Source organism: Streptomyces sp. NPDC089915, from assembly GCF_040684675.1.
Lineage (GTDB): Bacteria > Actinomycetota > Actinomycetes > Streptomycetales > Streptomycetaceae > Streptomyces.
The window spans coordinates 1-26,121 of sequence record NZ_JBFBGN010000098.1 but is presented as its reverse complement, the minus strand read 5'-3'; the positions used below and the strand labels follow the sequence as shown (position 1 = coordinate 26,121).

Annotated in this window: 18 protein-coding genes and 1 pseudogene; 9 read left to right on the top strand and 10 right to left on the bottom strand. The window is 73.4% G+C overall.

Going from position 1 to position 26,121, the window contains the following annotated elements:
• Positions 1 to 162 precede the first annotated feature (162 nt).
• Positions 163 to 1,116, top strand: a pseudogene (locus AB0O29_RS25115) (YafY family protein); the annotation flags it as partial.
• A gap of 234 nt (positions 1,117 to 1,350) precedes the next feature.
• Here the strand turns inward: AB0O29_RS25115 and AB0O29_RS25110 are convergent.
• Both AB0O29_RS25110 and AB0O29_RS25105 read right to left on the bottom strand, forming a co-directional pair.
• Positions 1,351 to 2,400 carry a phosphatase PAP2 family protein gene (locus AB0O29_RS25110; protein WP_365155096.1) on the bottom strand — a complete coding sequence of 350 codons (1,050 nt, stop codon included), beginning with the start codon at positions 2,398 to 2,400 and terminating at the stop codon, positions 1,351 to 1,353.
• A 261-nt stretch (positions 2,401 to 2,661) separates the two neighbouring features.
• On the bottom strand, positions 2,662 to 3,798 hold the full coding sequence (locus AB0O29_RS25105; RefSeq protein ID WP_365155106.1) for a glycosyltransferase family 39 protein: 1,137 nt from the start codon (positions 3,796 to 3,798) through the stop codon (positions 2,662 to 2,664).
• Positions 3,799 to 4,094: 296 nt separating this feature from the next.
• On the opposite strand from AB0O29_RS25105, the gene AB0O29_RS25100 reads away from it, so the two are divergent.
• On the top strand, positions 4,095 to 5,837 hold the full coding sequence (locus AB0O29_RS25100) for an MFS transporter (protein ID WP_365155093.1): 1,743 nt from the start codon (positions 4,095 to 4,097) through the stop codon (positions 5,835 to 5,837).
• A 104-nt stretch (positions 5,838 to 5,941) separates the two neighbouring features.
• Positions 5,942 to 7,135, top strand: coding sequence for an acyl-CoA dehydrogenase family protein (locus AB0O29_RS25095; RefSeq protein WP_365155090.1), 1,194 nt, complete (start codon positions 5,942 to 5,944; stop codon positions 7,133 to 7,135).
• An 18-nt stretch (positions 7,136 to 7,153) separates the two neighbouring features.
• Here the strand turns inward: AB0O29_RS25095 and sepF are convergent, their stop codons facing one another.
• Positions 7,154 to 7,612, bottom strand: a complete 459-nt coding sequence (gene sepF, locus AB0O29_RS25090) for a cell division protein SepF (protein WP_365155087.1) — start codon at positions 7,610 to 7,612, stop codon at positions 7,154 to 7,156.
• A 285-nt stretch (positions 7,613 to 7,897) separates the two neighbouring features.
• On the opposite strand from sepF, the gene AB0O29_RS25085 reads away from it, so the two are divergent.
• The 4 genes from AB0O29_RS25085 to AB0O29_RS25070 all read left to right on the top strand — a co-directional run bounded on the left by AB0O29_RS25085 (position 7,898) and on the right by AB0O29_RS25070 (position 11,765).
• Complete coding sequence (locus AB0O29_RS25085; protein ID WP_365155104.1) at positions 7,898 to 9,214, top strand: DUF5685 family protein; 1,317 nt, start codon at positions 7,898 to 7,900, stop codon at positions 9,212 to 9,214.
• 118 nt (positions 9,215 to 9,332) lie between these two features.
• Entirely contained in the window at positions 9,333 to 10,154 is an 822-nt protein-coding gene (locus AB0O29_RS25080; RefSeq protein ID WP_365155084.1) for a DUF1684 domain-containing protein, read from the top strand.
• A 165-nt stretch (positions 10,155 to 10,319) separates the two neighbouring features.
• Positions 10,320 to 11,204, top strand: coding sequence for a S1 family peptidase (locus AB0O29_RS25075; RefSeq protein ID WP_365155082.1), 885 nt, complete (start codon positions 10,320 to 10,322; stop codon positions 11,202 to 11,204).
• Positions 11,205 to 11,285: 81 nt separating this feature from the next.
• Positions 11,286 to 11,765, top strand: a complete 480-nt coding sequence (locus AB0O29_RS25070) for a hypothetical protein (protein ID WP_365155079.1) — start codon at positions 11,286 to 11,288, stop codon at positions 11,763 to 11,765.
• Positions 11,766 to 11,783: 18 nt separating this feature from the next.
• Here AB0O29_RS25070 and AB0O29_RS25065 read toward each other — a convergent pair whose 3' ends face one another.
• The 6 genes from AB0O29_RS25065 to fxsA form a co-directional block, all read right to left on the bottom strand.
• A complete protein-coding gene (locus tag AB0O29_RS25065; RefSeq protein ID WP_365155101.1) occupies positions 11,784 to 12,683 on the bottom strand; it encodes a DUF4231 domain-containing protein in 900 nt (299 codons plus the stop codon).
• Positions 12,684 to 12,755: 72 nt separating this feature from the next.
• The gene (gene fxsT / locus AB0O29_RS25060) at positions 12,756 to 16,739 is read right to left on the bottom strand and encodes an FxSxx-COOH system tetratricopeptide repeat protein (RefSeq protein WP_365155077.1); all 3,984 of its coding nucleotides are present in this window, start codon (positions 16,737 to 16,739) and stop codon (positions 12,756 to 12,758) included.
• A complete protein-coding gene (locus AB0O29_RS25055) occupies positions 16,723 to 18,129 on the bottom strand; it encodes a TIR-like protein FxsC (protein WP_365155098.1) in 1,407 nt (468 codons plus the stop codon). Before AB0O29_RS25055 ends, fxsT begins: the two co-directional genes overlap by 17 nt.
• 43 nt (positions 18,130 to 18,172) lie before the next feature.
• Positions 18,173 to 18,994: an AAC(3) family N-acetyltransferase gene (locus AB0O29_RS25050; protein ID WP_365155074.1), complete on the bottom strand. Its 822-nt coding sequence runs from the start codon at positions 18,992 to 18,994 to the stop codon at positions 18,173 to 18,175.
• Positions 18,991 to 21,249: a radical SAM/SPASM protein FxsB, inactivated metallohydrolase extension form gene (gene fxsB / locus AB0O29_RS25045; RefSeq protein WP_365155072.1), complete on the bottom strand. Its 2,259-nt coding sequence runs from the start codon at positions 21,247 to 21,249 to the stop codon at positions 18,991 to 18,993. The genes AB0O29_RS25050 and fxsB overlap by 4 nt, the downstream gene beginning before the upstream one ends.
• 29 nt (positions 21,250 to 21,278) lie before the next feature.
• A complete protein-coding gene (gene fxsA, locus AB0O29_RS25040; RefSeq protein ID WP_365155069.1) occupies positions 21,279 to 21,443 on the bottom strand; it encodes an FxSxx-COOH cyclophane-containing RiPP peptide in 165 nt (54 codons plus the stop codon).
• A gap of 244 nt (positions 21,444 to 21,687) precedes the next feature.
• Here fxsA and AB0O29_RS25035 point away from each other — a divergent pair, with 244 nt between their 5' ends.
• Positions 21,688 to 22,257, top strand: a complete 570-nt coding sequence (locus AB0O29_RS25035) for an NADPH-dependent FMN reductase (protein WP_365155066.1) — start codon at positions 21,688 to 21,690, stop codon at positions 22,255 to 22,257.
• Positions 22,258 to 22,262: 5 nt separating this feature from the next.
• Here the strand turns inward: AB0O29_RS25035 and AB0O29_RS25030 are convergent, their stop codons facing one another.
• Positions 22,263 to 23,165 carry an alpha/beta hydrolase gene (locus AB0O29_RS25030; RefSeq protein WP_365155063.1) on the bottom strand — a complete coding sequence of 301 codons (903 nt, stop codon included), beginning with the start codon at positions 23,163 to 23,165 and terminating at the stop codon, positions 22,263 to 22,265.
• Positions 23,166 to 23,452: 287 nt separating this feature from the next.
• Here AB0O29_RS25030 and adhE point away from each other — a divergent pair, with 287 nt between their 5' ends.
• On the top strand, positions 23,453 to 26,059 hold the full coding sequence (gene adhE / locus AB0O29_RS25025) for a bifunctional acetaldehyde-CoA/alcohol dehydrogenase (RefSeq protein WP_365155060.1): 2,607 nt from the start codon (positions 23,453 to 23,455) through the stop codon (positions 26,057 to 26,059).
• Positions 26,060 to 26,121 lie beyond the last annotated feature (62 nt).

Sequence of the window (26,121 nt, the reverse complement as noted above, 5' to 3'; positions counted from 1 at the left end):
GTCCGGGGGGACCCCCTCTTCGCCCGTTCCCCGGGGCTCCGCCCCAGACCCCGCGCCTCAAACGCCGGCGGGGCTGTAGACAGCCCGCGCGGCGTTTGAGCGCGGGTAGGGGAAGGCCCCGCGCAGCGGACCGGTGTCGGAGAGGGAGGGCACACTGGGGCGGTGCTCGAGACCTCCGCGCGGCTGCTGCGCCTCCTCTCCCTGCTCCAGGCCCACCGCGAGTGGACCGGCGCCGACCTCGCCGACCGGCTCGGGGTCACGGCCCGGACCGTGCGGCGGGACGTCGACCGGCTGCGGGAGCTCGGCTATCCCGTGAACGCGAGCCCCGGCACCGGCGGCGGCTACCAGCTGGGCGCGGGCGCCGAGCTGCCGCCGCTGCTGCTGGACGACGACGAGGCCGTCGCGGTCGCGGTCGGGCTGCGCACGGCGGCGGGCAACGGGGTCGAGGGGATCGGGGAGGCCTCCGTGCGGGCGCTGGCCAAGCTGGAGCAGGTGCTGCCGGGCCGGCTGCGCGGACGGGTCTCCGCGCTGAACGAGTTCACCGTCCCCATGCTCCGCGGGCCCGGCCGCGACACCGTCGACCCGGCGGTGCTGACGGAGCTCGCGTCCGTGTGCCGGGACGGCGAGCGGCTTCGCTTCGGCTACCGGGACCACGGCGGGGCCGTCAGCCGCCGGACCGTGGAGCCGCACCGGCTCGTGTGCACGGAGCGGCGCTGGTACCTCGTGGCCTGGGACCTCGACCGGGAGGACTGGCGGACCTTCCGCGCCGACCGGATCGAGCCCCGTCCGCCGCACGGCCCGCGCTTCACCCCGAGACCGGCCCCGGCCGAGGACCTCGCCGCGTACGTCTCGGAGGGGGTCTCGCAGCGCGCGTACGCCGCCCGGGCGGTGGTGCGGCTGAGGGTCCCGGCCGAGGAGGCGGCGCGGTTCGTCGGACCCGCCGACGGGGTGCTGGAGCCGCTCGACGCGGAGAGCTGCCTGCTGCGCACCGGGGCGGTGAACCTCGATGTTCTGGTGATTCACGTCATGCTGCTCGGCTGTGAGTTCGAGGTGGTGGAACCCCCCGAGCTGACCGGCCGGATCAGGGCACTGCGGGACCTTCTGGGGCGTGCGCTGGAGGGTGCCGGAGAGTCCGTGAATTCGGTCCGGGGGCAATTGAATTCCGGCTCGGGAATGAATGATTCGACGGACGGGACCGTCGACAACCCGTGACACAAGCGTGACCCGGTACGGAGGAACCTCCGGGCGCGCTGCTGACGCGCCGGACATATGAACGGCGGGCCGGTTCCTCGAACCGGCCCGCCGTCGTGGTGCGGGGTGGGGCTGTGCGTACCGTTCCCGCGGGGTCCGTCAGCCGCCCGTGGCGGGGCGGGCGCTGCGGGCGGCGGCCCGCTCGGTGTGGGCCGGGCGGCGGCTGCCGGCCGGGGTGACCGGGGTGCGCTCGGAGCGGATCAGGTGCGGCCGGGACGCCGGGTGGGCGTGCGCGGCCGGCCGGAGCGCGGGGGAGTGGCCGGGGGCCGCCTGGGAGGCGGCGACCGGTGCCGTCCCGTCCCCGCCGGCCCGGGTGGGCCGCCACTTGCCGCCGGCCGAGAGCAGCGGGGTGAGCGCGGCGGCGACGGGCTCGGAGAGGCGGCCCTCCTCCAGCCGGCGGCGCCACTGCTCGCGCAGCTCGAAGACGTACGCCTCGGAGCGGGCGATGAGCGGCTCGAACCAGGGCAGCGCCAGCATGATCAGCAGGCCGGCGGTCCAGCCGAGCAGGACGTCGCTCACCCAGTGGGTGCCGAGGTAGACGGTGGTGGCGCCGACGCTGAGCGACAGGACGCCGGAGAGGATGGACAGCACCCGGCGGGTGACCGTGGTGGAGGCCAGATAGGCCAGGATCCCCCAGGTCACGACGGCGTTGGCGGTGTGGCCGGAAGGAAATATATCGCCGCCCGCGAAGAGCTCGGCGGAGCCGATCTGGGTGGCGTAGTGCGGCCCGAGCCGGCCGAGGCCGAGCTTGACGGAGCCCACGGTGATGTTCAGCAGCAGCAGGGCCACGCCGAGGGCGATCAGCGGGCGGAGGGTGTGCTGGCGCCAGGAGCGCCAGCCGAGCCAGGCCGCGACCATCACCGCCGTGGGCCCGCGCTGGCCGAGGACGACGAGGTAGTCGAGGAAGGCGTGGATCTCCGGCCACTGCTCGTACGGCCGGAAGAACATGATCTGCCAGTCCAGGCGGACGAGCCAGGACGTCGTCAGCACGGCCACGACGATCGCCAGGTAGAAGGCGAGGGTCGCGCCGAGGAGCACGACGCGGTGCCGGCTCATCCGCGGAGTTTGCAGATGAGCCGGTCGCTCGGGTTCCCGGTCCAGCCGGGCGAACACCGGCTCCAGACGGGCAAGCATTTGGTCAGTACGCACTCAATCGACGTTACCGCGCGTCGAAGCGCGGCCCGTGCGAATCGCGCGCTTTGTGATGACCATGTGATGTGGAGTGCGTCTCACGCGGGACTTAATTCCCGTTATTTCGCCCCCGGTTGGAACTCCCCGGATTCGCCTCTCGGAGTGTCGCCCGCCAATTGTCCGCATCCTTACGGGAGGTTTATCGCCGCAGCTCAATTCCTTTGCGGAATCATGGATTGGAACGACCCATTCCGTGATCAAGCGCGACGGGGGCCGGGCTCACGGCGGGCCCGAGCCGTTCAGCCAGAACGCCCCGTAGACCGCCGACGCCAGGGCGAGCACCCCGACGACCGCCGCCGCCCGCCCCCCGTGCCGGCGGGCCAGCGCCACCGCCGGAGGCAGCATCAGCGGGAACGCCGGCAGCAGCAGCCGGGGCTTGGAGCCGAAGTACCCCGAGGCGCACAGCGCCAGCGCCACCACGATCCCGCAGTAGACGAGGAGCACGGCGGGCTGCCGGCCGCGCACGCACAGCGCGTACAGCCACAGGACCAGCAGGACGCCCGCGATCAGGCCCGCCCCGGCGAGGAAGGCGGACGAGGCCAGCCGCGCCCCGATGAACCGGGCGAAGGCCCAGCCCCCGTCGAACCCGTTGCCCCAGCCCGCCTGCACGTCCAGGTAGCCCGTCAGCCCCCCGCCGGTCCGGGCCCCCACCCACAGCGCGTACGCCGCCGCCCCCAGCGGGGCCAGCACCACCCCGGCCACGGCGCGCCACGAGCGCTCCCCGCGCCGCCAGGCGAGTACGGCCGCCACCCACACCGCCGCGACCACCGCCGCGCCGACCGGGCGGGTCAGACCCGCCCCCGCCGCGAGCAGCCCGGCCGCGAGCCAGCGTCCGCGCAGCGCCCCGTACAGGGCCCAGGCCGCCAGGGCGGTGAACAGCGACTCGCTGTAGGCCATCGACTGGACGATCCCCACCGGCAGCGCCGCCCACAGCGCCACCGCCAGCACCCCGGCGCGCCGCCCGTACAGGAGGTCCGCGACGGCGAAGACCCCCCAGGCCGCGGCGAGCCCGGCCACCGCCGACACCACCAGGCCCGCGGACCCGTACGAGAGCCCGGTGGGCGCCGCCACCAGCCGCTCCAGCCACGGCAGCAGCGGGAAGAACGCCAGGTTCGAGTGGACGGCCCCGTTCGGCAGGACCACCTCGTACCCGTACCCCTCGGCGGCGATCCGGGCGTACCAGAGGGAGTCCCAGCGGGCCGACAGCAGCGTGTGCGGGCTGCTCCCGGCCGCCGCGGACCACACCGCGAGCACGGCCAGTCCGAGCAGCCGCACCGCGGCGAAGGCGGCGAGCGCGGGCGCGGCCCGGCGCGGGCCTGGGCCGGGGTGCTTGGGAGGAGCGTCGGAGGCGGGCACAGTTGTCACGTGGACGAGTATCAACGGCGCCACCACCGGGAACGGAAACAGAACCACGGACCGTGATCGGGCGTGTACGAGGGGGGAGGGAGGGGCGGGGGCGAGTGGCGCACGCCACAGCGGGGCCGCCGCCGCGATGAGAGCTTGACCACGTGTGGGCCACACGAACTCGCGTACGCTGACCCTTCACTCGCGAGTCGATGCCGGACCCCGTAGGACGCCGCACAGGGCACCACCCCGCGGCGCCGTACGACGCTGTTCCGCCGAGTGCGAGGGATCACCTGGGAGGTACACGGATGTCGGGGACGAGCACGGCCGGCGACGGGAAGTCCCCCCTCCGGCAGCGGATCACCGAGGTCTCCGGCGGTGCCAACCGCTGGGTCGTCCTCGCGGTCCTCTGCGTCAGCCTGGTGCTCGTCGCGCTCGACGCGACGATCCTGCACGTCGCCGTCCCCTCCGTCACCGAGGACCTGCGGCCCGGCTCGCAGGAACTGCTGTGGATCGTCGACGCCTACCCGCTGGTGTGCGCCGCGCTGCTGATCCTGTTCGGCACCCTCGGCGACCGGGTCGGCCGCCGCCGGATCCTGCTCCTCGGCTACACCCTCTTCGGCGTGGCCTCGGCCATCGCCGCCCTCGCGGACGACGCCCAGGTGCTGATCGCCGCCCGCGCCCTGCTCGGCGTCGGCGGGGCGATGATCATGCCCGCCACGCTGTCGATCCTGCGCCAGGTCTTCCCCGACCGGCGCGAGCGGGCCCTGGCCATCGGCATCTGGACCGCCGTCGCCGCGATCGGCGCGGCCAGCGGGCCGGTCCTGGGCGGGTTCCTCGTCCAGCACTTCTGGTGGGGCTCCGTCTTCCTCATCAACATCCCGCTCATGGCGCTGATCCTGCCGCTCGGCCGCTGGCTGCTGCCCGAGTCGCGGGGGGCGGCCGACGGGCCCTGGGACGTGGTGGGCGCGCTGATGGCCGCCGCCGGCGTGCTCGGCATGGTCCTCGGGGTCAAGCGGGTGGGCGCCGAGCGCCATCTCGCCGATCCGCAGGCACTGGTCCCGCTGGTCCTGGGCGCGGTGCTGCTCGTCCTCTTCGTACGGCGCCAGAAGCGGCGCGAGCACCCGCTGATCGACATGCGGATGTTCTCCCGAGCCGCGTTCTCCACCTCCGTCGGCTGCATCGTGCTCGCCATGCTGGCCCTGGTCGGCCTGGAGCTGATCGCCGTCCAGTACCTCCAGCTGGTGCTGCGGCTGAGCCCGCTGGAGACCGGCCTGCGGCTGCTGCCGCTGACCTTCGCCGCGATGGCCGCCGGGGCCACCGGCTCGTACACCCTCCAGCGGGTCGGCCCGCGCACGATGGTCTCGCTGGGCTTCGTGCTGACGGCCGCGGCCGTGCTGCTGCTGACGCTGATGGGCCAGGACGACCGGCCCGTCCTGCTGACCGCGGGCTTCGTCCTGCTGGGCTTCGGCCTCCAGACCACCCTCTTCGCGGCGTACGAGTCGATGCTGAGCGAGGCCCCGGTGGAGGCGGCCGGAGGCGCCGCGTCCATAGGCGAGACCTCCTACCAGCTCGGTGCGGGCATGGGCATCGCCCTGCTCGGCAGCGTGATGAACGCCGCCTACCGGCCCGGACTGCTCGGCGTCCCCGGGGTGCCGGCCGAGGACTCGGCGGGCGCCGCGAACTCCCTCGGCGAGGCCTACCAGATCGCCGCCCAGCTCGGCGGTCCGGCGGGGCGGTCCCTCGCCGAGGCCGCCCGGCACTCCTTCGTCCACGGGCTGCACGTGACCCTGGTGGTCAGCGCGGGCCTGCTGCTGGCGGGCGCGGTGATGGCGCTCAAGCTGCCGCGCACCATGGAGAGCGCCGAGCCGCCGGCCTGCGGTACCCCGGCCGGCGCCGAGGCCGACGCCGGCGGGTCCGACGCCGAGGGGCCGGCCTCCGCCCGGCTGCCCGCGCAGGCCGAGGACCGGGCCGCCGCGGCCCCCAGGGCCCGGATCCCCGGCCCTGCCCGGCCCGAGCGGGACCCGGCGGTCGGCGGCCGCCAGGCCTGACCCCTTCCGACGGGGCCCGGCCCGGCCGGGGGTGGACCCCGGGCGGGGTCGGCGACAAACTTGCACCGCTAGGTTTCGCCCACGCGTCTGCCGGGAGGCCCCTCTTGTCCGCGTCGTCCGCGCCGAAGAACCCGTTCGTCCCCACCGACCCGCTCGGGCTGGACGAACTGCTCAGCCCCGAGGACCTCGCCGTCCGCGACACCGTCCGCGCCTGGGCCGCCGACCGGGTGCTGCCGCACATCGCCCAGTGGTACGAGGCCGGCGAGCTCCCCGGCATCCGCGAGCTGGCCCGCGAACTGGGCTCCATCGGCGCCCTCGGCATGTCCCTGACGGGCTACGGCTGCGCGGGCGCCAGCGCCGTCCAGTACGGCCTGGCCTGCCTGGAGCTGGAGGCCGCCGACTCCGGGATCCGCTCGCTGGTCTCCGTCCAGGGCTCCCTGGCCATGTACGCGATCTGGAAGTACGGCTCCGAGGAGCAGAAGCAGCGCTGGCTGCCGGGCATGGCGGCCGGCGAGCTGATCGGCTGCTTCGCGCTGACCGAGCCCGACGTGGGCTCCGACCCCGCCGCGATGCGCACCCACGCCAAGCGGGAGGGCTCCGACTGGATCCTGAACGGCCGCAAGATGTGGATCACCAACGGCTCGGTGGCCTCGGTGGCCGTCGTCTGGGCGCAGACGGACGAGGGCATCCGCGGCTTCGCCGTCCCCACCGGCACGCAGGGGTTCTCCGCCCCGGAGATCAAGCACAAGTGGTCGCTGCGCGCCTCGGTCACCAGCGAGCTGGTGCTGGACGACGTACGGCTGCCCGCGGACGCGGTGCTGCCGGGCGTCGTCGGGCTCAAGGGTCCGCTGGGCTGCCTCAGCCACGCGCGGTACGGGATCATCTGGGGGGCCATGGGCGCGGCGCGCGCCAGTTTCGAGGCCGCGCTCGACTACGCGCGGACGCGGGAGCAGTTCGGCAGGCCCATCGGCGGCTTCCAGCTCACCCAGGCCAAGCTGGCCGACATGGCGCTGGAACTCCACAAGGGCATCCTGCTCGCCCACCACCTGGGCCGGCGCATGGACGCGGGGACCCTGCGGCCGGAGCAGATCAGCTTCGGCAAGCTCAACAACGTCCGCGAGGCCATCGACATCTGCCGTACCGCGCGGACCGTCCTCGGTGCCAACGGGATCTCCCTGGAGTACCCCGTCATGCGGCACGCCACCAACCTGGAGTCGGTGCTCACCTACGAGGGCACCGTGGAGATGCACCAGCTGGTGCTGGGCAAGGCCCTCACCGGGCTCGACGCCTTCCGGTAAGCCGGCGAGCGGCCTTGCTCAGCTCTGGTTGAAGAAGTCGCGGGAGCGGCCGCCCGCCTCACCGCTGACGATCTGGGTGTCGGCCGGGGTCAGGAGGAAGACCCTGGTCGCCACCCGCTCGATCGAGCCGCGCAGCCCGAAGGTCAGGCCCGCCGCGAAGTCGACCACGCGCTTGGCGTCGGTCGGGTCCATGGACGACAGGTTCACGATGACCGGGACGCCCTCGCGGAAGAGCTCGCCGATGCCGCGCGCGTCACGGAACCCGTCCGGGGTCACCGTCGCGATCCGCCGGCCGCGCTCGACCGCCGACTCCGAGGCCACCCGCACCCGCGGGTCGGTGACCCACTGGTCGCCGGGACCGGCGACCGAGCCCTGGCGGCCGTCCCCCGCCTCCGCGTAGTCGTCGTCGTAGTACCGCTCGTCGTCGCTGTCCTCCACGAGACCCAACCAGGCGCTCGCCTTGCGTACCGAACCCATGGACGCCTCCTTTCACCGTGGCCAGTCTGTCTTCTGCTCCGCTGCCCCTATGGTCGTCCATGATGCTGACAACGCGCCAAGTGGATAGCCGCCGCGCAGGGGTTTCGTGACGGGACTGGTGCAGAACATCCGTTGCACCGGCGAGGTTCCCGGGCTCCACCGCTGCTGACTGAGTGAAAATACGACCGCCGCCGCCGTCCGGGTGAGGTGCTGGGACGTACGGGTGAACGGGCCGGCTGGATACGATGCCCCGGAAACACGCTGATGACACACGGGGGAAGCGGATTGTTCGGCATCGTCAGACCTTGCACGCACCGGCTCGGCGACCGGTTCAAGACCGAGTGGATGGCCCATCTCTGCGGTCTGTGCCTGGCACTTCGAGGTGACCACGGCCAGTTCGCGAGGATCGTCACGAACTACGACGGCCTGCTGGTCTCCGTTCTGACGGAGGCTCAGTCGGGGCCGCTGCCGGGCGCGCGGCGCACCGCCGGGCCCTGCCCGCTGCGCGGCATGCGCACCGCCCCGGTCGCCGACGGGGAGGGCGCCCGGCTCGCGGCCGCCGTGTCCCTCGTGCTCGCCTCGGCGAAGGTGCGCGACCACGTCGCCGACCGGGACGGCCTGTTGGCCCGCGCCCCGATCGCCGCCGCCGCCCGCCGGGTGGCCCGGGGCTGGGACCGGGCCGGCGCCCGCACGGGCGCCGCGCTCGGCTTCGACACGGCGGTGCTCGTCGACGCCGTTGACCGCCAGGGCGGCATCGAGACCCTGGCCGGGCCCGGCACGCCGGTCCTGGTGGTCACCGAGCCGACGGAGACCGCCACCGCGGCCGCCTTCGCGCATACCGCGGTCCTGGCGCGACGGCCAGGCAACGCCGTGCCGCTGGCCGAGGCGGGCCGCTACTTCGGGCGGCTCGCGCACCTGCTGGACGCCGTCGAGGACCAGACCGCCGACGCCGCCGCGGGCGCCTGGAACCCGCTCACGGCGACCGGCACCTCCCGCGCCGAGGCCCGCCGGCTGTGCGACGACGCGCTGCACGGGATCAAGCTGGCGCTGCGCGAGGTGGAGTTCGCCGACGCGGGGCTCGCCCACCGGCTGCTGGTGCACGAGCTGCGCACCTCGGTGGACCGGGCCTTCGGCACCGCCTCGTGCGGCCACGGCCATACCGCCGAGAACTCCGCCGGGCAGGGCTACGGCCGGCCCCCGCAGGGCTACCCGCCGCAGGGCTACGACCCGAACGCCCCCGGCGGCTACGGGCAGAACCCGTACGGCGGCGGCGCCCCGTACGGCCAGAACCCCTACGGCGCTCCGCAGTACGCCCCCGGCGGGCCCGCCGCCCCGCCCCCGATGGGCCCGGGCGGCCCCGGCGGCGGGGGTGGCGGCGGCTTCGGCGGGCAGCCCCCGCAGAAGCCCCGCCGGGGACTGCTGCACGGCTGCGCGGTGGCCATCGGCCTCTTCTGCACCTGCCAGATCTGCTGCACCGACTACGAGGGCCCCTGGTCCCGCAAGAAGCGCGACGCCTGGTGCGACGACTGCGACTGCGACTGCTGCGACTGCGACGGCTGTGACTGCTGCAACTGTGACGGCTGCTGCTGCGACTGCGGCTGACGGACCGCCCCCCGCGGGCTCCGGGCAGGAGTGAGGGGGCGTCAGTTGCGCCTCTCCACAGGCCCGTACGGCGTACGGGGGGATTCCCGCCCGGGTCCGCCGGGAAGGGCTGAGCGGCATGAGCGACGACGAAGCGACCACGGCCTGGCGGCGGTGGCACGAGCAGCGCGTGGCCACCGTCTCCGCCCCCTACGGACCCCTCGCGCTGACCGGCACCCACTGGCTCTCCGAGACGGTGCCGGAGGACCTGGAAGGTCGAATTCCGGCCGTTCCGGGGCGTTGGCGCGCCATCGCCGACGGGGTGGTGGTGAGCGCCGCCCCCGAGGACGGCCTCGAACTCGACGGAGTGCCCCTCGCCGGGGAGGCCCGGCTGGGCGCCGACGAGGGCCCGCCGGACCGCTCCCGCCTGGCCGCCGGCGCCGTGCGGCTGGTGGTGATCCGCCGCGAGGGGGAGTGGGCCGTACGCGCCTACGACCCCGGTTCCGCGGCCCGGCGCGCCTTCGCGGGCATCGAGGCCACCCCCTACGACCCCGCCTTCGCCCTGCCCGGCCGCTTCCACCCGTACGCGGAGGACCGGACCGTGCGCGTGGACAACGTCGACGGGCGCGCCCGCGGGCTCGGCCTCGGCGGGGAACTGCTCTTCACGTACGCCGGCGCCCCCCACGCCCTCCAGGTGGCCGTCGACGCGGACGACGGCAGCCTGTGGGCCGTCTTCGCCGACGCCACCAGCGGGGACTCCAGCTACCGCTTCCGCTTCCTGCGCCCAGGGACCCCGGACGCGGACGGGAGCGTCTCCGTCGACCTCAACCGGGCCCTGCTGCCGCCCTGCGCCTTCGCCGACCACTTCATCTGCCCGTTCCCGCCCCCCGGGAACACGCTGCCCTTCGCGGCCGCCGCCGGAGAGCGACGGCTGAAAGGCGCCCTTGCCGCCGGTAACTGACGCCAGGACACTCCCGTTCAGCGTCATCCGGCGGACTTGTCAGGGGCACGGCGAAACGTTCGGCCGACGGCCGTACGCCCGCCGCGCCCTCCCCCCGCCGCCCAAGGGCTCCGGCACCCCCCACTCGCCGGCCGGGCCCCCGACCCCCCTCCGGGAGGACGTGAAGTGAGGAACAAGAGCAACACCCGTCTCCGGCTGCTCGCCGTGGCCACCGGCCTCGCCGCCGTCGCCGCGATCGCCGCCCCCACCGCCGCCAGCGCCGACCCCGCGGACACCGGCTTCAGCGCCGCCCGGCTCGCCGCCGCCGGGGCCTCCGTCCTGCGCGCCGACGTCGCCGGCACCGCGTGGCACACCGACCCCGCCACCGGGACCCTCGTGGTCACCGCCGACTCCACCGTCACCCCGGCCGCCCTGGCCAGAATCCGGCGCGAGGCCGGACCCGACGCCGCCGCGCTGCGCATCGAACGCACCCCCGGCAAGATCACCAAGCTGCTCTCCGGCGGCGACGCCATCTACGCCAACAGCTGGCGCTGCTCGCTCGGCTTCAACGTCCGCAACGGCTCCAACTACTACGTCCTGACGGCCGGCCACTGCACCAAGGGCGCCGGAACCTGGTGGACCAGCACCTCCCACACCACCACCATCGGCACCACCGCCGGCTCCAGCTTCCCCACCAACGACTACGGCCTCATCAAGTACGCCAGCAACACCCCGGTCCCGCCCGGCACCGTCGGCAGCCAGGACATCACCAGCGCCGTCGACGCCACCAACGGCATGTCCGTCACCCGGCGCGGCTCCACCACCGGCATCCACGGCGGCACCGTCACCGGCCTCAACGCCACCGTGAACTACGGCAACGGCGACGTGGTCTACGGCATGATCAAGACCAACGTCTGCGCCGAACCCGGCGACAGCGGCGGCCCCCTCTACTCCGGCAGCCGCGCCGTCGGCCTCACCTCCGGCGGCAGCGGCAACTGCACCTCGGGCGGCACCACCTTCTTCCAGCCCGTCACCGAGGCCCTGAGCGCCTACGGCGTCAGCGTCTACTGACGGCCTCCCCGGCGCAGGCCCCCTGGACGTCCTCCCGCCTTCTGGGAGGATGTCCAGGGCGTCCACGGGGGAGGAGCTCGTATGAAGCGGATCGGCGTGACCGGGCACCGGGCGATTCCCGACGGGTGCCTCGCCCATGTCGAGGAGGGCCTGCGGGCCGTGCTCGGCGGGCACCCCGGACCGCTGGAGGCCCTCTCCAGCCTCGCGGACGGAGCCGACCAGCTGTTCGCCGCCATCGCCCTGGAACACGGCGCCGAGCTCACCGTCGTCATCCCCAGCGGGGACTACGAGGAGACCTTCCGCGACCCGCACGGCCTCGCCGCCTACCGCCGGCTCAAGGACCGGGCCACCCAGGAGGTCCTCATGGGCTTCCCCTGCTCCACCGACGAGGCCTACTACGCCGCCGGCACCTACATCGCCGACACCTGCGACCGGCTCGTCGCCGTCTGGGACGGCCTCCCGGCCCGCGGGCACGGAGGCACCGGCGAGATCGTCGCCTACGCCCGGGCCCTCGGCAAACCCGTCAGCGTCATCTGGCCCGAGGGCGCGGCCCGCGACTGAGCCGCGCCCCGCCGGAGCTCAACTGCTGTGCCGGGCCAGCCAGTCGGTGTGCTGCGGAGACACGTAGCGCTCCGTCTCGTACACCGCCGACGGCCACTGGGACTCCGTGATCGTCGTCTGCATCACCACCATCATCGCCGACAGGTCCTGCTCGATCAGCGTGTGCGCCTCGATCAGCGGATGGTGGCGGCGCACCTCGTTCCAGGCGATCGCCGCCGCCGCGGCCGCGCTCGTCAGCCCCGCCGCGGCCGTGGCCCCCGGACCCGAACCGAACGCCCCGGACCCGGCGGTCACCAGCCCCAGGCAGGTCAGCAGCACGATCGTCCACGACCACAGCGCCGTCGCCCGCCGCGAGCCCTCCGCCCTGCGCTGGTACCAGGTCCGCTGCTCGATCAGCCGGTCCCGGACGTACGTCTCCCTGCGCACCTGGTAGTCCAGCCCGCGCAGCCGCTGCATCGCCCCGGTGACCTCCCCTCCCTCCGGCACCGCGCCCGCCGGCCGGGGATCCCGCCAGCCCATCTTGCGCAGCTCGTCCAGCCCCTTCTCCAGCCGCGCCCGGTACACCGCCTCGGGACCCGCCACCTCACTGCCGAAGGGCGCCCCGTGCACGGCGTACCGCCACGCCAGCGACTTGATGAACTCGGCGGCGCTCCGGTTGAGCTGCCACTGCGGACGCGCCCGCCGCCGGGTCGCCCGCACGCCCACGGCCAGCACCCCGGCGTACGCCAGCGCGCTCAGCGCCGGGAACAGGTGCAGCCCGCCCGCCGCCGGGCCCGACGGGAGCGCGGCCGCCCCCGCCGCCGCCACGAGCAGCACCAGCTGTGCCCGCGTGGCCTGGACGGACTCCCGCTGCCGCGAGACCGCCGCCTGGTCGGTGTGGTGGAAGAGGGCCGGCAGGTCCTCGTTGCGAAAGGTCATGCTGTCGGTCACGGCGCCCCCTGCGCTCGCTCCCGGGCGGCGGGACCGCCAGGCCCCGCCGCCCTCGTCGGATCACACGGCAAGCGGCTCCAGGTCCCGGTGGACCCGCCGCTCGTCACGGGCGTACCGGGTCAGACCGTGGTCCTCGCCCAGCAGCCGGGCCAGCTCGGACATGGCCTCCGCCCGCACCCTCGCCGCCTCCTCCTTGCGGCCCGTCATGTCCAGGCTCACCGCCAGGTTCGACGAGCTCGCCAGGGTCTCCGGATGGTGCGACCCGAGCGCCTCGCGCAGCCGCACCACCGCCTCCCGCTCCAGCTCCAGGGCGCCCTCCGGGTCACCCAGGTCCGCCCGGGCGTTGGCCAGGTTCAGGTGCGCGAAGATCGTGTGCGGATGGTTGTCGCCCAGCACCTCGCGCATGCTGCGGATCGTCTGCCGCAGCAGCGGCTCCGCCGTCTCCGCCGCGCCCGACCCCCAGTGGAACACCGCCAGGTTGTTCAGCGCGGCCAGGGTGTACGGGTGCTTCTCGCCCGGCACCTTCATGTACTCGTCCACCACCTCCTGCGCCAGCTCCCGCGCCGCGCCCGGATCACCCGTCGCGAACAGGTCCGAGGCCAGGTTCAGCTCGCAGGCCAGCAGGTCCGGGTTGACCGAGGTGTACTTGGCCCGGTACCGGTTGCGGGTGGCGGTCGTCAGCCGCAGCGCGTCCTCCAGCTCCCCGGCCCGCCGCAGCGACACCGCGAGGTTCTTCGCCGCCGACAGCGTGCCCGGGAAGGCCCGGCCCAGCGTCCGCTTGTAGATCTCGTACGTCCGGCTCAGCAGTTGCACCGAGTCGTCGTACCGGCCCACCTCGCGCAGGTCCCGGGCCAGGTTCTGCGCCGAGGACAGGGTGTACGGGTGGTCCGGGCCCAGCACCTCCGTACGCCGGTCGAAGACCTCCTGGTCGATCTCCCTGGCCCGCGCGTACTGCCCGACCATGCGCAGGTTCAGCGCCAGGTTGTTCGCCGCCGCCAGGGTGCGCGGGTGCGCCTCGTGGAAGATCTGCCCGAAGCCCTCGTGCGCCGCCGTCGCCAGCTCCATCGCCTCGCCGTACCGGCCGAGCGCGCCCAGGTCCATCGCCAGACCGCTGGTGGTCATGTACGTGTGCGGGTGCGAGGGGCCCAGGGCGACCCGCTGGCGCTCCAGCGTGACCTCGTCCAGCTCCTTCGCCTCCACGAACCGGCCCTGCGAGCGCAGGATGTTCGACAGGTGGAAGCGCAGGTACAGGTACTGGAGGTCATCGCTGCCGAGCATCTCCCGCCACGACTCGCGCAGCTCCTCGCCCAGGGTGTACGCGGCCTTGAAGTCACCGCGCTTCCACAGGTAGCGGACCCGGTCGATCAGCAGCCGGCGGGTCTCCGGCTCCTTGCAGAACCGCGCCTCGGACGGGCTCAGGTGCGGCCAGATCGTGCCGAACCTCGGCCAGGTCTCCGGGTTGTCTATCGGCTCGTCGTCGTCCGGGCGGGCCCCCGCCAGGATCCGGTGCACCGCGTGCCGTGCCTCGCGCTGCTCCTCCTCCGACAGCTGAGCCCGGATCACGGCCTGGACCAGCCGGTGCACCTGGATGCTGTTGCCGACCTGGTCGACCTTGGCCATCGCGAACCGGCCGATCTCCCGGATCACCCGCCCCAGCACCAGCTTCTCCTGGAGCGAGGCGTCGTACGGCTTCAGCGCGTCGATCATCTCCTTGCTGTAGAGCAGGTTCGCGGATATCGGCTCGGGCGCGAAGAAGGCGCACAGCTGCAGGAGCCGCACGGCGGCGGGGGAGCGGGACTTGAGCCGCTCGATCGACACGTTCCAGGTCGCGGCCACCGGCTGCGGGTACCCGGCCGGCTGGTTCAGGCTCAGCACCCGCGCGGTCTGCTCGGCGAGCTGCTCCAGGTAGGCGGAGACCGGCGTGGCCGTCTCGGCGATCCAGGCCCCGGCCTGCTCGACGGCCAGCGGCAGGTCGCCCACCGCGACGGCCACCTGCTCGGCGTCCTCCCCGGTGAGCCCCGGCGCGCGGCGCTGGAGGTGCTCGATGGACTCCTCGCGCAGGAACACGTCCACCGGCAGCGCGTCCCCGTACTGGGACCAGGACTGGTTGCGGGAGGTCACCAGCACGTGCCCCGGTCCGCCCGGGAAGAAGCGCCGGAGCGTCTCGGGATCGTCGGCGTTGTCGAAGACCAGCAGCCAGCGCGAGGTGGGCACCCCCCGGCGCAGCAGGTCGATCGCCTCCTGGGAGGCGGCCGCCATGTCCTCGCCGGTCTGCGCGCCCAGCCGTACGGCGAGCTCCGCGAGGGCCGCTACCACGTCGTCGGTCTGCTCCGAGGAGATCCACCACACCAGGTCGTAGTCGGCCATGAACCGGTGCACGTACTCCAGCGCCACCTGCGTCTTGCCGACGCCGCCGAGCCCGTACAGGGTCTGCGGCTGGGGCAGCACCACGGCCATGCCGACGCCCAGCTGGTCGCGCATCCGCTCCAGGACGATGCTGCGGCCGGTGAACCCGGGGTTGCGGGGCGGCGCGTTCCAGATCTTCGGGACCGTCCCCGGGAAGCGGGGGCCGGGTTGGGCGGCGCCGGAGACGGTGTCGGCCAGGGCCGCCGGCCGTTCCACCGCGCGCAGCAGGGCGGCGGTCGCGTGCACCTCGTCGAGCCGGAACAGGTCCACCGGGTTGCGGTCGATGTAGGGCGTGGCCAGGCGTACGTCGCCCACCCGCAAGGGCACCAGGTGGCGCCGGCCCCCGGTGGGGTCCTCGGCGGCGGCCCGGTTCCACACGTCCACGGCCCGGGCCGACTTGAGGTAGGCGCTGGAGAGCAGCACCACCGTCCGGCCGGCGGTGTCGAGGCTGATGCCCGTCCCGCCGCCCAGCGTGTCGCCGGAGCCCTGGGCGGCGGCCGGCGGGCGCTCCGCCGAGACGTCCTTGGGCACGACCCGGAAGCCGGCCCGGGTGAGCACCGACTCGATCCAGTCGGCCCACATCCGGTTCTCGGCGACGTAGGAGAGGAACAGGTCGGCGGGCAGGGCCGGGCGGCGCCGGGTGAAGGCGTCCCGGATCCGCAGCCGGACCTCCTCGCCGATCGCCGGCATGGCGGTGATCTCGCCCTCGGTGACCACCGAGGTCAGCCGCTCGAAGGCGGAGAGCAGCGAGTTGGTGAGCCCGGCCTCGTCGCCGAAGGTGGCCAGGGTCTCCTCGTAGGCGTAGTACGGGCGGTACGGGATCTCCACCGCGCCCCAGTAGGCGGTCAGCTCGTCCCCGACGAGCCCGCCGGGGAACCGGTCGAACTTGATCCGGGCCAGCGCCCGGCCCGCGTCGGCCTTCTCCTTCTCGCCCTCGTCGATGCGCATCGGCACCGGGAAGATCCTGATGCCCCGGTCGTTGAACCGCTCGTCGATCTGCCGGGCGACGGAGGCGGCGCCGTCGATGGACTGGTCGGACAGGGTGAAGCAGTCGACGAGGACGTCGGGGAGGTGGACGGTGCAGATGTCGGCGATGTCGGACAGGCCGGTGCGGCTGTCGATCAGGACGTAGTCGTAGTTGCGCTTCATGTCCGCCCGCAGGGCGTCGAAGAAGAGGCCGCCGCCGAGCCGGTCGTAGAAGTTGTCCCAGTCGAAGGTGGACACGGTCGCCGAGTACTCGCGGTTCTGCCGGCCCGCCGAGACGAAGTCGAGGGTGCCGCCGTCGGGGAAGTCCCAGCCCAGGTTCTCCGGGGTGAGCGAGACGGCGTGCGGCTGGATCCGCGCGTAGTCCTTGTGCCAGTCGGCCGGGCGCGGCACCGGGCTGGTGGCGGCCCAGGCGTACTCGCTGATCAGGTCGATGACCCCGGTGGTGGCCCCGAGGGTGGAGGGGTCCAGGAAGGGGTGGAAGAAGCGGTGCAGGCCGGGGGCCTCCAGGTCCCAGTCCACGGCGAGCACGCGCTTTCCGTTGGAGGCGAGGATCCAGGCGGTGTTGGCCAGCGCCATCGTGCGGCCGGTCCCGCCCTTGTACGAGTAGAAGGTGACGATGCGTCCGTCTCGGCTGTCACGACTGGCTGTCATCCGTGTCCCCCCGGTCGGTGTCGGTGCTGTCGTCGGTCGGGCCGCCCGCGTCCGGCGGCCGGCGGTGCGCGGTGGGCGGGAAGGGCGCCGCCGGCGGGTCGCCCATCCCCATCGGGCCGACCAGGCGCCGGCGTTCGGTGGGGGTGTGCCCGGCCGGCGGGTACGCCTGGGCGTGTCTGAGGAACTGCTGGGCGGCCGCCTCGACCACCTGCGGGAGGATCTGCCCGAGGGTCTCCACGCTGGCCACGCCGTTGGCGGCGGCCCGGCAGGCGGCGCGGCCCTGGCTCATCTTGACGGGCAGGGTCTCCTCCAGCCGGTGCGCCAGCTCGTCCTCCTTGGCGCGGCTCTGGTGGTCGTACCGGTTCCACGGCACCACCACGTTGATCCACGGGCGGTGCTCCTGGTCGAAGGAGGCCAGCCGCTGGCGGCGGTGCTCGTCCTCCACGGCCCAGCGGTCGACGATCAGGATCTCGGGGCGGGTCGGCGGCTGCTTGCTGTCGAAGTGCCCGGCCTCGTCGTCGAAGGAGGCCATCGTGGTCTGGTAGTTGAGGTTCTTCACCAGCTCCTCGGCCACGTACGCGACCGGCCGCTGGGAGGCCGGGTGGTACGGGTTCCACTCCAGCGCGCTCTCCCCGTAGTACTCGGGGCTGCGGCCCTCCGGCAGGTCGTGCCGGGAGGCGGCGGCCACGGTCACGTGCAGGGTGCGGGCGGTGGGGCCGCCGCCGGGCCGGCCGCCGGCCGGGCCGAAGGCGCTGGGCACCACCCGGTAGTCCAGCGGGCGGACCGGCTTCAGGCGTACGGTCTCGGCCACCCCGACGATGCGGCGGGCCAGTTCGTACACGGCGTGCTCGTACTGCTCGGCGTAGCCGCGGAGTTTGATCAGGCCGTACAGCCCGTCGGTGACGTAGCGCTCGCCGAAGGTGTTGTGGTTGAACTGCAACCGCTCGGCCGGTACCGGGAGTTGGGAGAGCGGTACCGGCACCCAGAGGGCGGGGACGATGGCCTCGGTCTTCTCGTTGCTGGCTGCGCCCAGCTGGATGGCGCGCTGCGCGAAGGCGAACCACTCCTTCCCGCACATCTCACTGGCGAAGTAGCGCGGCGAGAACAGGGGGACGAAGACCCGGCAGGTCGCGAGCGCCGACCCGAGCCGTTCCGACCAGCCCTCGCCGCTGCGTATCTCGCGGTCCATGAAGCCGACCTCGGCTCCGGCGGGCAGGCTGGTGAGCGCCATGATGTGGTTGCACAGGTCACGGTAGAGCCGCTCCACCCACATGTCCGGGTCGGGTCCTCCGGGCCCGAACCTCGGCGTATGCGCGTAACTGAGAAAAAAATACGGCTGCACTGATGCGGGCACACGACCCCCGTCCCGAAGATGCGAGCGAAGGAACATCATTCCGGAGCTCCTTCACCACATCCCCTCCTCGTTCAGTCAATCAGCGTCTGTTTTCGGTCATCCAGGCCTGGGCGTGGTCGACGGCGTCCGCGACCGAGAAGAGAACGGCGGGTGCCCCGCCCACCTTTCCCCTGCGCACCAGTGAATCCGGGAAAGCCCGGCCGATCTCCGTGAAATCCCCGTCGTCCAGGGCGACGTCCTCGTACCTGGTCCACTCCCCCTCGTGCCCGTTCCCCCGCCGCCCGCCCGGAAGGTTCACCTTCACCACACAGTCGTACATGCGCAAGGGGGGCTTCGGAATTCGGTACTCCGCGAGGTGGAACGCCGTGCAGGAGGAAAAGCCCACATTGATCATGAGTACCTGTCCTCCCTCCCAGCACAGTTTTCCCAGCGGCGAATCCTCCCCGAGATGGGATTCCAGCCGGTGGCCCGCGCAGATCCGCCGCGCGTCCGCCCCGAGCGCGGCGAAGGAGGTCTGCGGATGGCCGCTGCGGGCGGCGCCCGGGGCCGTGCGGACCTCCTCGGCGAAGGCGCCCATGCCCTGGCTCGGGGTGCGCCCGGGGTCGAAGGGGGGCATCCGCGAGCGGAAGGCCGCCGTCTGCTCCTCGTCGAGGCCGGCGATCCGGGCCAGGTGGGCGGAGGAGCTGAGGGAGTTCTCCGGGGTGAAGGCCGGCACCACCAGGGTGCCCTGCGGGCCCAGCACCCCGGTGAGGGCCGCGCGCAGCGTCCCGGCGCGCAGGCCGGTACCGCCGAGCGCGGCGTGCACCAGCAGCCGCCGGCGCGGGCGTACGCCGAGCAGCCGCAGCTGGACGGCCAGGGCGAGGGCCCCGGGGCCCGGCCCCGGGGCCGCCGGGCCTCTCACGCGTCCACCGCCTTGAGCTCCCAGCGCAGCTCCTCCACCAGCCGCTTGCCGGTCACCGTCAGCTCGGCCGCCTCCGACAGCAGGTCCAGGGCCCGGTGGATCCGGTCCGTGCCGCCGGGCTCCTGCGTGGTCGTGGCCCGCCGGTACGCCTCCACCGCCACCCGCTCGTGCACGTCGGCCAGCAGCCGCGACACCGGCACGGGACGGGTCCGCCAGGGCGACGGGTGCTGCCAGGCCCCGTCCAGCGCGTACAGGTCGGCCACCTCCGTCAGCGCCCGCAGCCGGGCCCGCCGCCGCCCCGTCAGCAGGGCCAGCGCGGTCTCCCGCACCCCGGCCGCGTACGGCACCCCGAGCGCGCCCGGCCCGTGCCGCCCGGCCTCGCCCCAGCCCTGCGCCCGCGGGCCGCCGGCCAGCGGGGTCAGGGTGCTCAGCCCGGCGGCGGCCGCCCGGGCGAACTCGGGGACGGTGCGGTGCAGCAGCGCCCAGGCCGCGTCGAGGCGGCGGCGCCAGGCGTCGGCCTCCCCGGCGCCGAGCCGCAGCCGGGGCGGGCGGGCGAAGCAGTTGCGGTACGGGTCCAGGTCCTCCAGGGCCACCGGCGGCCGCTGCGGCCCGGGCCGCCAGGTCCGTACGGGCAGCCAGCGCGCGTCGCCCGCCTCCGGGCCGAAGCGGTGCTCGGTGCGGCCCGCCCGGACCACCGCGTACCCCTCGCCGGTGGCGTGCAGCGAGGCCCGGCCCTCCGTGCCGGGCTCGCCGAGCCGCAGCAGGCCCAGCGTCGGCAGGTACACCTCGCCGTCCCGGTAGGCCACTTCGGCCGGCGGCTCCAGCCCGCCCCGCAGGACGGCGGCCGCCGCCAGCGCGGCCAGCCTGCGGGCGGCGGCCGCGGCGTCGAGGCGGCCCTCGCGGGCGGAGTCCAGGGCGTCCAGCACCCAGGTCCGGGTGAAGGGGTGGCCCAGTACGGCGTCCAGCGCGCCCGCGTCCGCCCCCTCGACCCCGGTCAGCAGCTCCCAGGCCCGCGCCCACTCCGGGTCGGCGGCGAGCTCGCCGTGCAGCCGGGCCAGCAGGGCGCGGGTCAGCTCCTCCTGGGAGCGGGCGAGTTCGGCGGGGTCGGCCAGCTGCGGGGCGGTCTCCCGGGCGGCCGTCCGCCCCTCCACCCCGTCCACCAGTTCCCGCAGGTCGGAGCAGTAGACGGAGGGGTTGTCGAAGCCCGCTCCGGCCGGGCCGTCCGCCCGGTAGCGGTGCGTGTAGAGCCCGCCGCCGCACGAACGTACGACAGGGCAGCGGCGGCACGTACCGCTGACGCCCGCCAGCCCCAGCTGCCGGGCCCGCATCCCGGGGTGGGCGGCCACCTGGTCGAAGGCGTGGTCGAAGACGTTGAACCCGGTGGCGGCGGCCCCCTCGAAGGCGCTCTTGAGGGAGTCGACCTGCTCCAGCGTCCCGTCGGTCTCGACGACCACCAGGTCGGTCGGGGCCAGCCCCAGGGACTCCGTCAGGCTGGGCCCGCCGCGCAGGGTGGACAGCAGGGACTCGAAGAGCCGGACGGGCACCGGCCGCCCCAGCTCCTCCCAGCGGTCGAAGACCCGCAGCAGCCAGCGGGCGTACGCGTCGGGGGCGCCGCCCGGCCGGTCCGGCGGGGTCTGCCAGGTGGCGTGCGGGAGCAGGAAGTCCACCCGGGGGGGCTCCAGCACGACCAGGGCGTCGAGGACGGCGACCGGGTCGTTGGCCACGTCCACGGTGCACAACAGGCCCTGGTACAGGTGGCGGTAGGGCTCGGAGCGGAGCAGGCCGACGGCCGCCAGGACCAGCGGGTGGCTGGTGCGGCCGTCCGCGAACCGCCGGTGGCGGTCGTTGGCCGCGCGGTCGCCGTCGAGGGAGACGCCGACCCGGACGCCGTACTCGGCGAAGAGGTCCAGGTAACGCGGGCCGAGCTGGAGCCCGTTGGTGTGGATCCGCAGGTCGAGGGCGGCCGTTCCGGCGAGTGCGCGGGTGAACTCCTCGCACACGAGGCGGAGTCGGTCCGGGCCCGCCAGCAGGGGTTCCCCTCCGTGGAGGATCACCGTGACGGAGGGGAGTGCATGGTCACGGGCATGTTCGGCGAGGCGCGACGCGGTCTGGGAAATGACCCCGGGGGAGATCGTTTTCGGCCGGGCCCGCCAGCTCTGATCGGCGTGTTCGTAGACGTAGCAATGATCACAAGCGAGATCGCATCTGCTGTGAACCTTCAGGACGATCTCGCGAAATGCGATCAGGCCGGTCATTCCACCAGTCTAGAGCGCGTACTTCACCGTCAGAGCGCAGAGTTGAAGATCGGTGCCTGCGCGTGACGGCCGGATTCCGACGGGAGTACCCGGCCGAGGGCCGCGGCGACGGAGGCACTGCGAATGTCGATCTTGTCGAGAGGGACCCGGCGGTCCTTGTCCGCGCTGGTCGGCGGGGTTGCGGAAGTGTTCATGGCACCGTCCTCGGGGAGGCCAGATGAAACGGGAGGGGAATGACTCCGGCGCGCCGCCGGCGTCTGGCTGGGACTTTACTCGTCCGCATCCCATTGGCAACCGAGACATGACGCCTGGTCAAGCGTTCTATAGAAAGAGTGGGGGAATAATCGAGGTACCGTATTCGGCCGTTCGCCGGATGGCAAGATCCAGTTCTCCGGGGGTGGCGGGCGGGCCCCGCAGGCCGGTCGGTAGCGTGGCCGGATGCCCACGTCACCCGCACTTCCCGTCATCCTGCTCCTCTCCGGAAGCCTGCGCGCCGGCTCGGTCAACGAGGCCGTGCTGCGCACCGCCGAGTCCGTGGCCGCGGAGGGGGCCGCGGCGGTGGCCGCCGTCCGCTACGAAGGCCTCGCGGACCTCCCGCACTTCAACCCCGACGACGACGCCGACCCGCTGCCCGCGCCGGTCGCCGCGCTGCGGGAGGCGATCGCGGGCGCGGCGGCGCTGCTGGTCTGCGCCCCGGAGTACGCGGGCACCCTGCCGGGCTCCTTCAAGAACCTGCTCGACTGGACGGTGGGCGGCACCGAGATCTCCGACAAGCCCGTGGCCTGGGTGAACGCGGCCGCCCCGGGCCGCGGCGGCGGCGCCGAGGCCACGCTGCGGACGGTGCTCGGCTACACGGGCGCCGCCGTCGTCGACGCCGCCTGCGTACGGATCCCGGTGGACCGGGGGACGGTGGGCGCCGACGGGGCCGTCACCGACCCCGCCGTCCGCGAGCGCCTCGCCGAGGTGCTGGCCCTGCTGGCCGGCGCCGCGGAGGAGGGGGAGGTCTAAGTGCCTCAGGCGGGCTGCTGTTCGCCCACCGAGGGGGTGGGCAGTTCGCGCAGCAGCCAGGTGAGGACGTCGGGCAGCGCGCGCAGGGCGGCGAAGTGCGCGGCGTCCGGGTCGATGGTGGTGGTGGCCCCGGGGATGCGGCGGCCCAGCCAGCGCGAGTGGCCCACGGGGGAGAAGACGTCGAGCTCTCCGTGCCAGATCAGCACGGGGCAGCGGATGTCGGCGGGGTCGAACCCCCAGGGGCTGCTGGCGGCGAGCATGTCGTCGATCCACCCGAAGGCCGAAGTGCGCACGCCCTCGCGGTAGTTGCGCAGGAGCATCGACCGCAGGCCCGCGTCCGAGACGATCATCCTGTCGCTGGCGGTCAGCTCCCGGCGCAGTTCGTCCAGCAGCCGCCCCGGGTCCCGGGCGATGCCGCTGGCGCGCGGGATCAGCCGGGCCGTGAGCTCCTCGGGGTCGACGGCGGCCGTGGTGTACTCCCGTACGTTCGAGGCGGCCATCCCGGCGAACCAGTCAAGGTCCTCCGCGTCCCGGGGCGCGAGCGGGACCAGGGCCGCCGTCCGCGTCACCCGCTCCGGCAGCAGCGCGGCGCAGGCGAGGGCCCCGGGGCCGCCGCCGGAGCGGCCGGCCACGGCGAAGGTGTCCACGCCGAGGGCGTCGGCGATGGCGGCCACGTCCTGGGCCACGTCCGCCACGGTGCGCCCCGGATGGCGGTCGGAGCCGCCGTAGCCGGGCCGGTCGTAGGCGATGAGCCGGACCCGCCGCTGGTAGAGGACCATGCCCCGGGGGGCCGGGCCGAGCCTGCTGCCGGGCATGCCGTGGAGCAGGAAGACGGGCTTGCCCTCCGGGTCGCCCCAGTGTTCCGCCGTCAGGACGCGTCCGTCAGCGGTGCGCACCTCTTCGCGCACGCGCTCCCTCCCTCACGTCAGGCGCGAGCAGTCAGGGTGATTGTGCTCCCGGGGCGCGGGTTGCGATAGGGCGCGATCTCGCGGAAATTCTTGTGAAAGTTTTCACAAGCGCACGCGGGACTTTCTCCCCTTCTCGTCTGCGCAGGTCAAGCCAGGGATCGCGAGGGTGTGAAGGATCTTGCGGGGACCTTCGGCCTCCCCGCTAGGGGCTTTTTCGGCGCCTTCGCTTCCGTCTTCGGGTGTCGAATTGAAGCGTCGGGAAGGGTCGAAAAGAAGGAGTTCGTGCCATGCAGGCCAACGAGAGGGTGGACGGGCTGGTCCGGGAGGCGCTGGAGGCGCTCGCCCGGTTCGAGACCTTCGACCAGGAGCAGGTCGACCACATCGTCAACAAGGCCTCGCTGGCGGCCCTCGCCGCGCACGGGGAACTGGCCCGGCTGGCCGTCGAGGAGACCGGCCGCGGGCTCTTCGAGGACAAGGCCGTCAAGAACCTCTTCGCCTGCGAACACGTAGTGAACTCGATGCGCGGGCTGAAGACCGCCGGGGTCGTCCGCCGCGACGAGCTGAACGGCATCACCGAGATCGCCGAACCCGTCGGCGTCGTCTGCGCGATGACCCCGGTGACCAACCCGACCTCGACGACGGTCTTCAAGGCGCTGATCGCCCTCAAGACCCGCAACCCCATCGTCTTCGCGTTCCACCCCTCCGCGCAGCACTGCTCCGCCGAGGCCGCGCGGATCGTCCGCGACGCCGCCGTCGCCGCGGGCGCGCCCGAGGGCTGCGTGCAGTGGATCGAGGAGCCCTCGATGGAGGCCACGGCCGCCCTCATGAACCACCCGGGCGTCTCCACGATCCTCGCCACCGGCGGGAACGCCATGGTCAAGGCCGCCTACTCGTGCGGAAAGCCCGCCCTGGGCGTCGGCGCGGGCAACGTCCCGGCGTACGTCCACAAGAGCGCCAAGCTGGGCCGCGCCGTCCACGACATCGTGCTCTCCAAGGCCTTCGACAACGGCATGATCTGCGCCTCCGAGCAGGCCGTCATCCTCGACGCCGAGATCTACGAGGAGGGCGTCGCGGAGTTCGAACGGCTCGGCGCGCACGTCCTGTCGGACGCGGAGAAGGCCAAGCTGGAGGAGTACGTCTTCGGCGCCACCGCCCACGGGACCGGCTGCGCCGGGGCCAGGCTGAACGCGGAGGTCGTCGGCAAGTCCGCCCGGTGGATCGCGGAGCGGGCCGGCTTCGAGGTCCCCGAGGGCACCTCCGTCCTGCTGGCCGAATGCGGCGAGGTCGGCGAGGCCGAACCGCTGACCCGCGAGAAGCTCTCCCCGATCCTGGCCGCGCTCAAGGCCGAGGACACCGGGCACGGCATCGAACTGGCCGCCCGGATGGTCGAGTTCCACGGACTGGGCCACTCGGCTGCCGTCCACGCCGAGGACGAGGCGCTCGTCGAGGAGTTCGGCCGCAGGGTCAAGGCCGTCCGCGTCATCGCCAACTCCCCGTCCACCTTCGGCGGCATCGGCGACGTCTACAACGCCTTCCTGCCCTCACTGACGCTCGGCTGCGGCTCCTACGGCCACAACTCGGTCTCGGACAACGTCAGCGCGGTCAACCTGGTCAACATCAAGCGGATCGGGCGGCGCAACACCAACATGCAGTGGTTCAAGGTCCCCCCGAAGATCTACTTCGAACGGGGCTCCATCCGCTACCTCGCCGAGATGGAGGGCCTCAGCCGGGTCACGATCGTCACCGACCGGACCATCGTCGACCTCGGCTTCGTCCGCAAGGTCACCGAGATCCTCGCCTCCCGCGCGCACCCGGTCACCGTCCAGGTCATCGACGACGTCGAGCCCAACCCCGAGCTCTCCACCGTCCGCGCCGGCGCCGCGCTGATGCGCGAGTTCCGCCCCGACACCATCATCGCGCTGGGCGGCGGCTCCCCGATGGACGCGGCGAAGATCATGTGGCTGATGTACGAGCGGCCCGAGGTCGAGTTCGCGGACACCAAGGAGAAGTTCTTCGACATCCGCAAGCGTGCCTACGCCTTCCCCAGGCTCGGCGAGAAGGCCAGGCTGGTCGCCATCCCCACCACCAGCGGCACCGGCTCCGAGGTCACCCCGTTCGCCGTCATCTCCGACCCGGCCGCCGCTCAGAAGTACCCCCTCGCCGACTACGCGCTGACCCCGGACGTGGCCATCGTCGACCCGGTCCTGCCGATGGGGCTGCCGCCCGCCGTGACCGCTGACTCCGGCTTCGACGCCCTCACCCACGCCACCGAGGCCTACGTCTCGGCGTACTCCAACGACTACACCGACGGGCTCTGCCTCCAGGCGGTCAGGCTGGTCTTCGAGAACCTGGAGCGGTGCGTCCGGCACGGGTCGGAGGACCCCGAGGCCCGGGAGAAGATGCACAACGCGTCCACCGTGGCCGGCATGGCCTTCGCCAACGCCTTCCTCGGACTGGTCCACGCGATGGCCCACACCCTGGGCAACACCTTCCACCTCGCCCACGGCCGCACCAACGCCCTGCTCCTGCCGCACGTCATCCGGTACAACGGCACCGTCACCCACAAGGCCACCCCGTGGCCGAAGGCGGAGGTCTACCGGGCCCCGGAGCGCTACCAGGAGCTCGCGAAGCTGCTGGGCCTGCCCGCCGCCACCCCGCAGGAGGGCGTGGAGTCCTACGCCCGCGCCGTGGAGGACCTGCGGGCCCGGTGCGGCATCCCCGGCTCCTTCGCGGAGGCCGGAGTGGACGAGCGGGCCTTCACCGAGGCCCTCCCGCAGCAGGTCATGAACGCCTACGCCGACCAGTGCGCCCCCGCCAACCCGCGGATGCCGATGCTCGACGACATGCGCGAGCTGATGCTCCGGGCCTACCACGGCGACGCCCGGGCGGAGTGACCGCTCCGACCCGGACTTCTTCGGCGGCTCCCGCCAGCTCAACGGCTACGGCAAGAACATGC

Coding starts and splice junctions, on each gene's coding strand:
- AB0O29_RS25100 (WP_365155093.1), top strand. CDS start 4,095: ATGTCGGGGACGAGCACGGCCGGCGACGGGAAGTCCCCCCTCCGGCAG.
- sepF (WP_365155087.1), bottom strand. CDS start 7,612: ATGGGTTCGGTACGCAAGGCGAGCGCCTGGTTGGGTCTCGTGGAGGAC.
- AB0O29_RS25080 (WP_365155084.1), top strand. CDS start 9,333: ATGAGCGACGACGAAGCGACCACGGCCTGGCGGCGGTGGCACGAGCAG.
- AB0O29_RS25070 (WP_365155079.1), top strand. CDS start 11,286: ATGAAGCGGATCGGCGTGACCGGGCACCGGGCGATTCCCGACGGGTGC.
- AB0O29_RS25065 (WP_365155101.1), bottom strand. CDS start 12,683: ATGACCTTTCGCAACGAGGACCTGCCGGCCCTCTTCCACCACACCGAC.
- fxsT (WP_365155077.1), bottom strand. CDS start 16,739: ATGACAGCCAGTCGTGACAGCCGAGACGGACGCATCGTCACCTTCTAC.
- AB0O29_RS25055 (WP_365155098.1), bottom strand. CDS start 18,129: ATGTTCCTTCGCTCGCATCTTCGGGACGGGGGTCGTGTGCCCGCATCA.
- fxsB (WP_365155072.1), bottom strand. CDS start 21,249: ATGACCGGCCTGATCGCATTTCGCGAGATCGTCCTGAAGGTTCACAGC.
- fxsA (WP_365155069.1), bottom strand. CDS start 21,443: ATGAACACTTCCGCAACCCCGCCGACCAGCGCGGACAAGGACCGCCGG.
- AB0O29_RS25035 (WP_365155066.1), top strand. CDS start 21,688: ATGCCCACGTCACCCGCACTTCCCGTCATCCTGCTCCTCTCCGGAAGC.
- adhE (WP_365155060.1), top strand. CDS start 23,453: ATGCAGGCCAACGAGAGGGTGGACGGGCTGGTCCGGGAGGCGCTGGAG.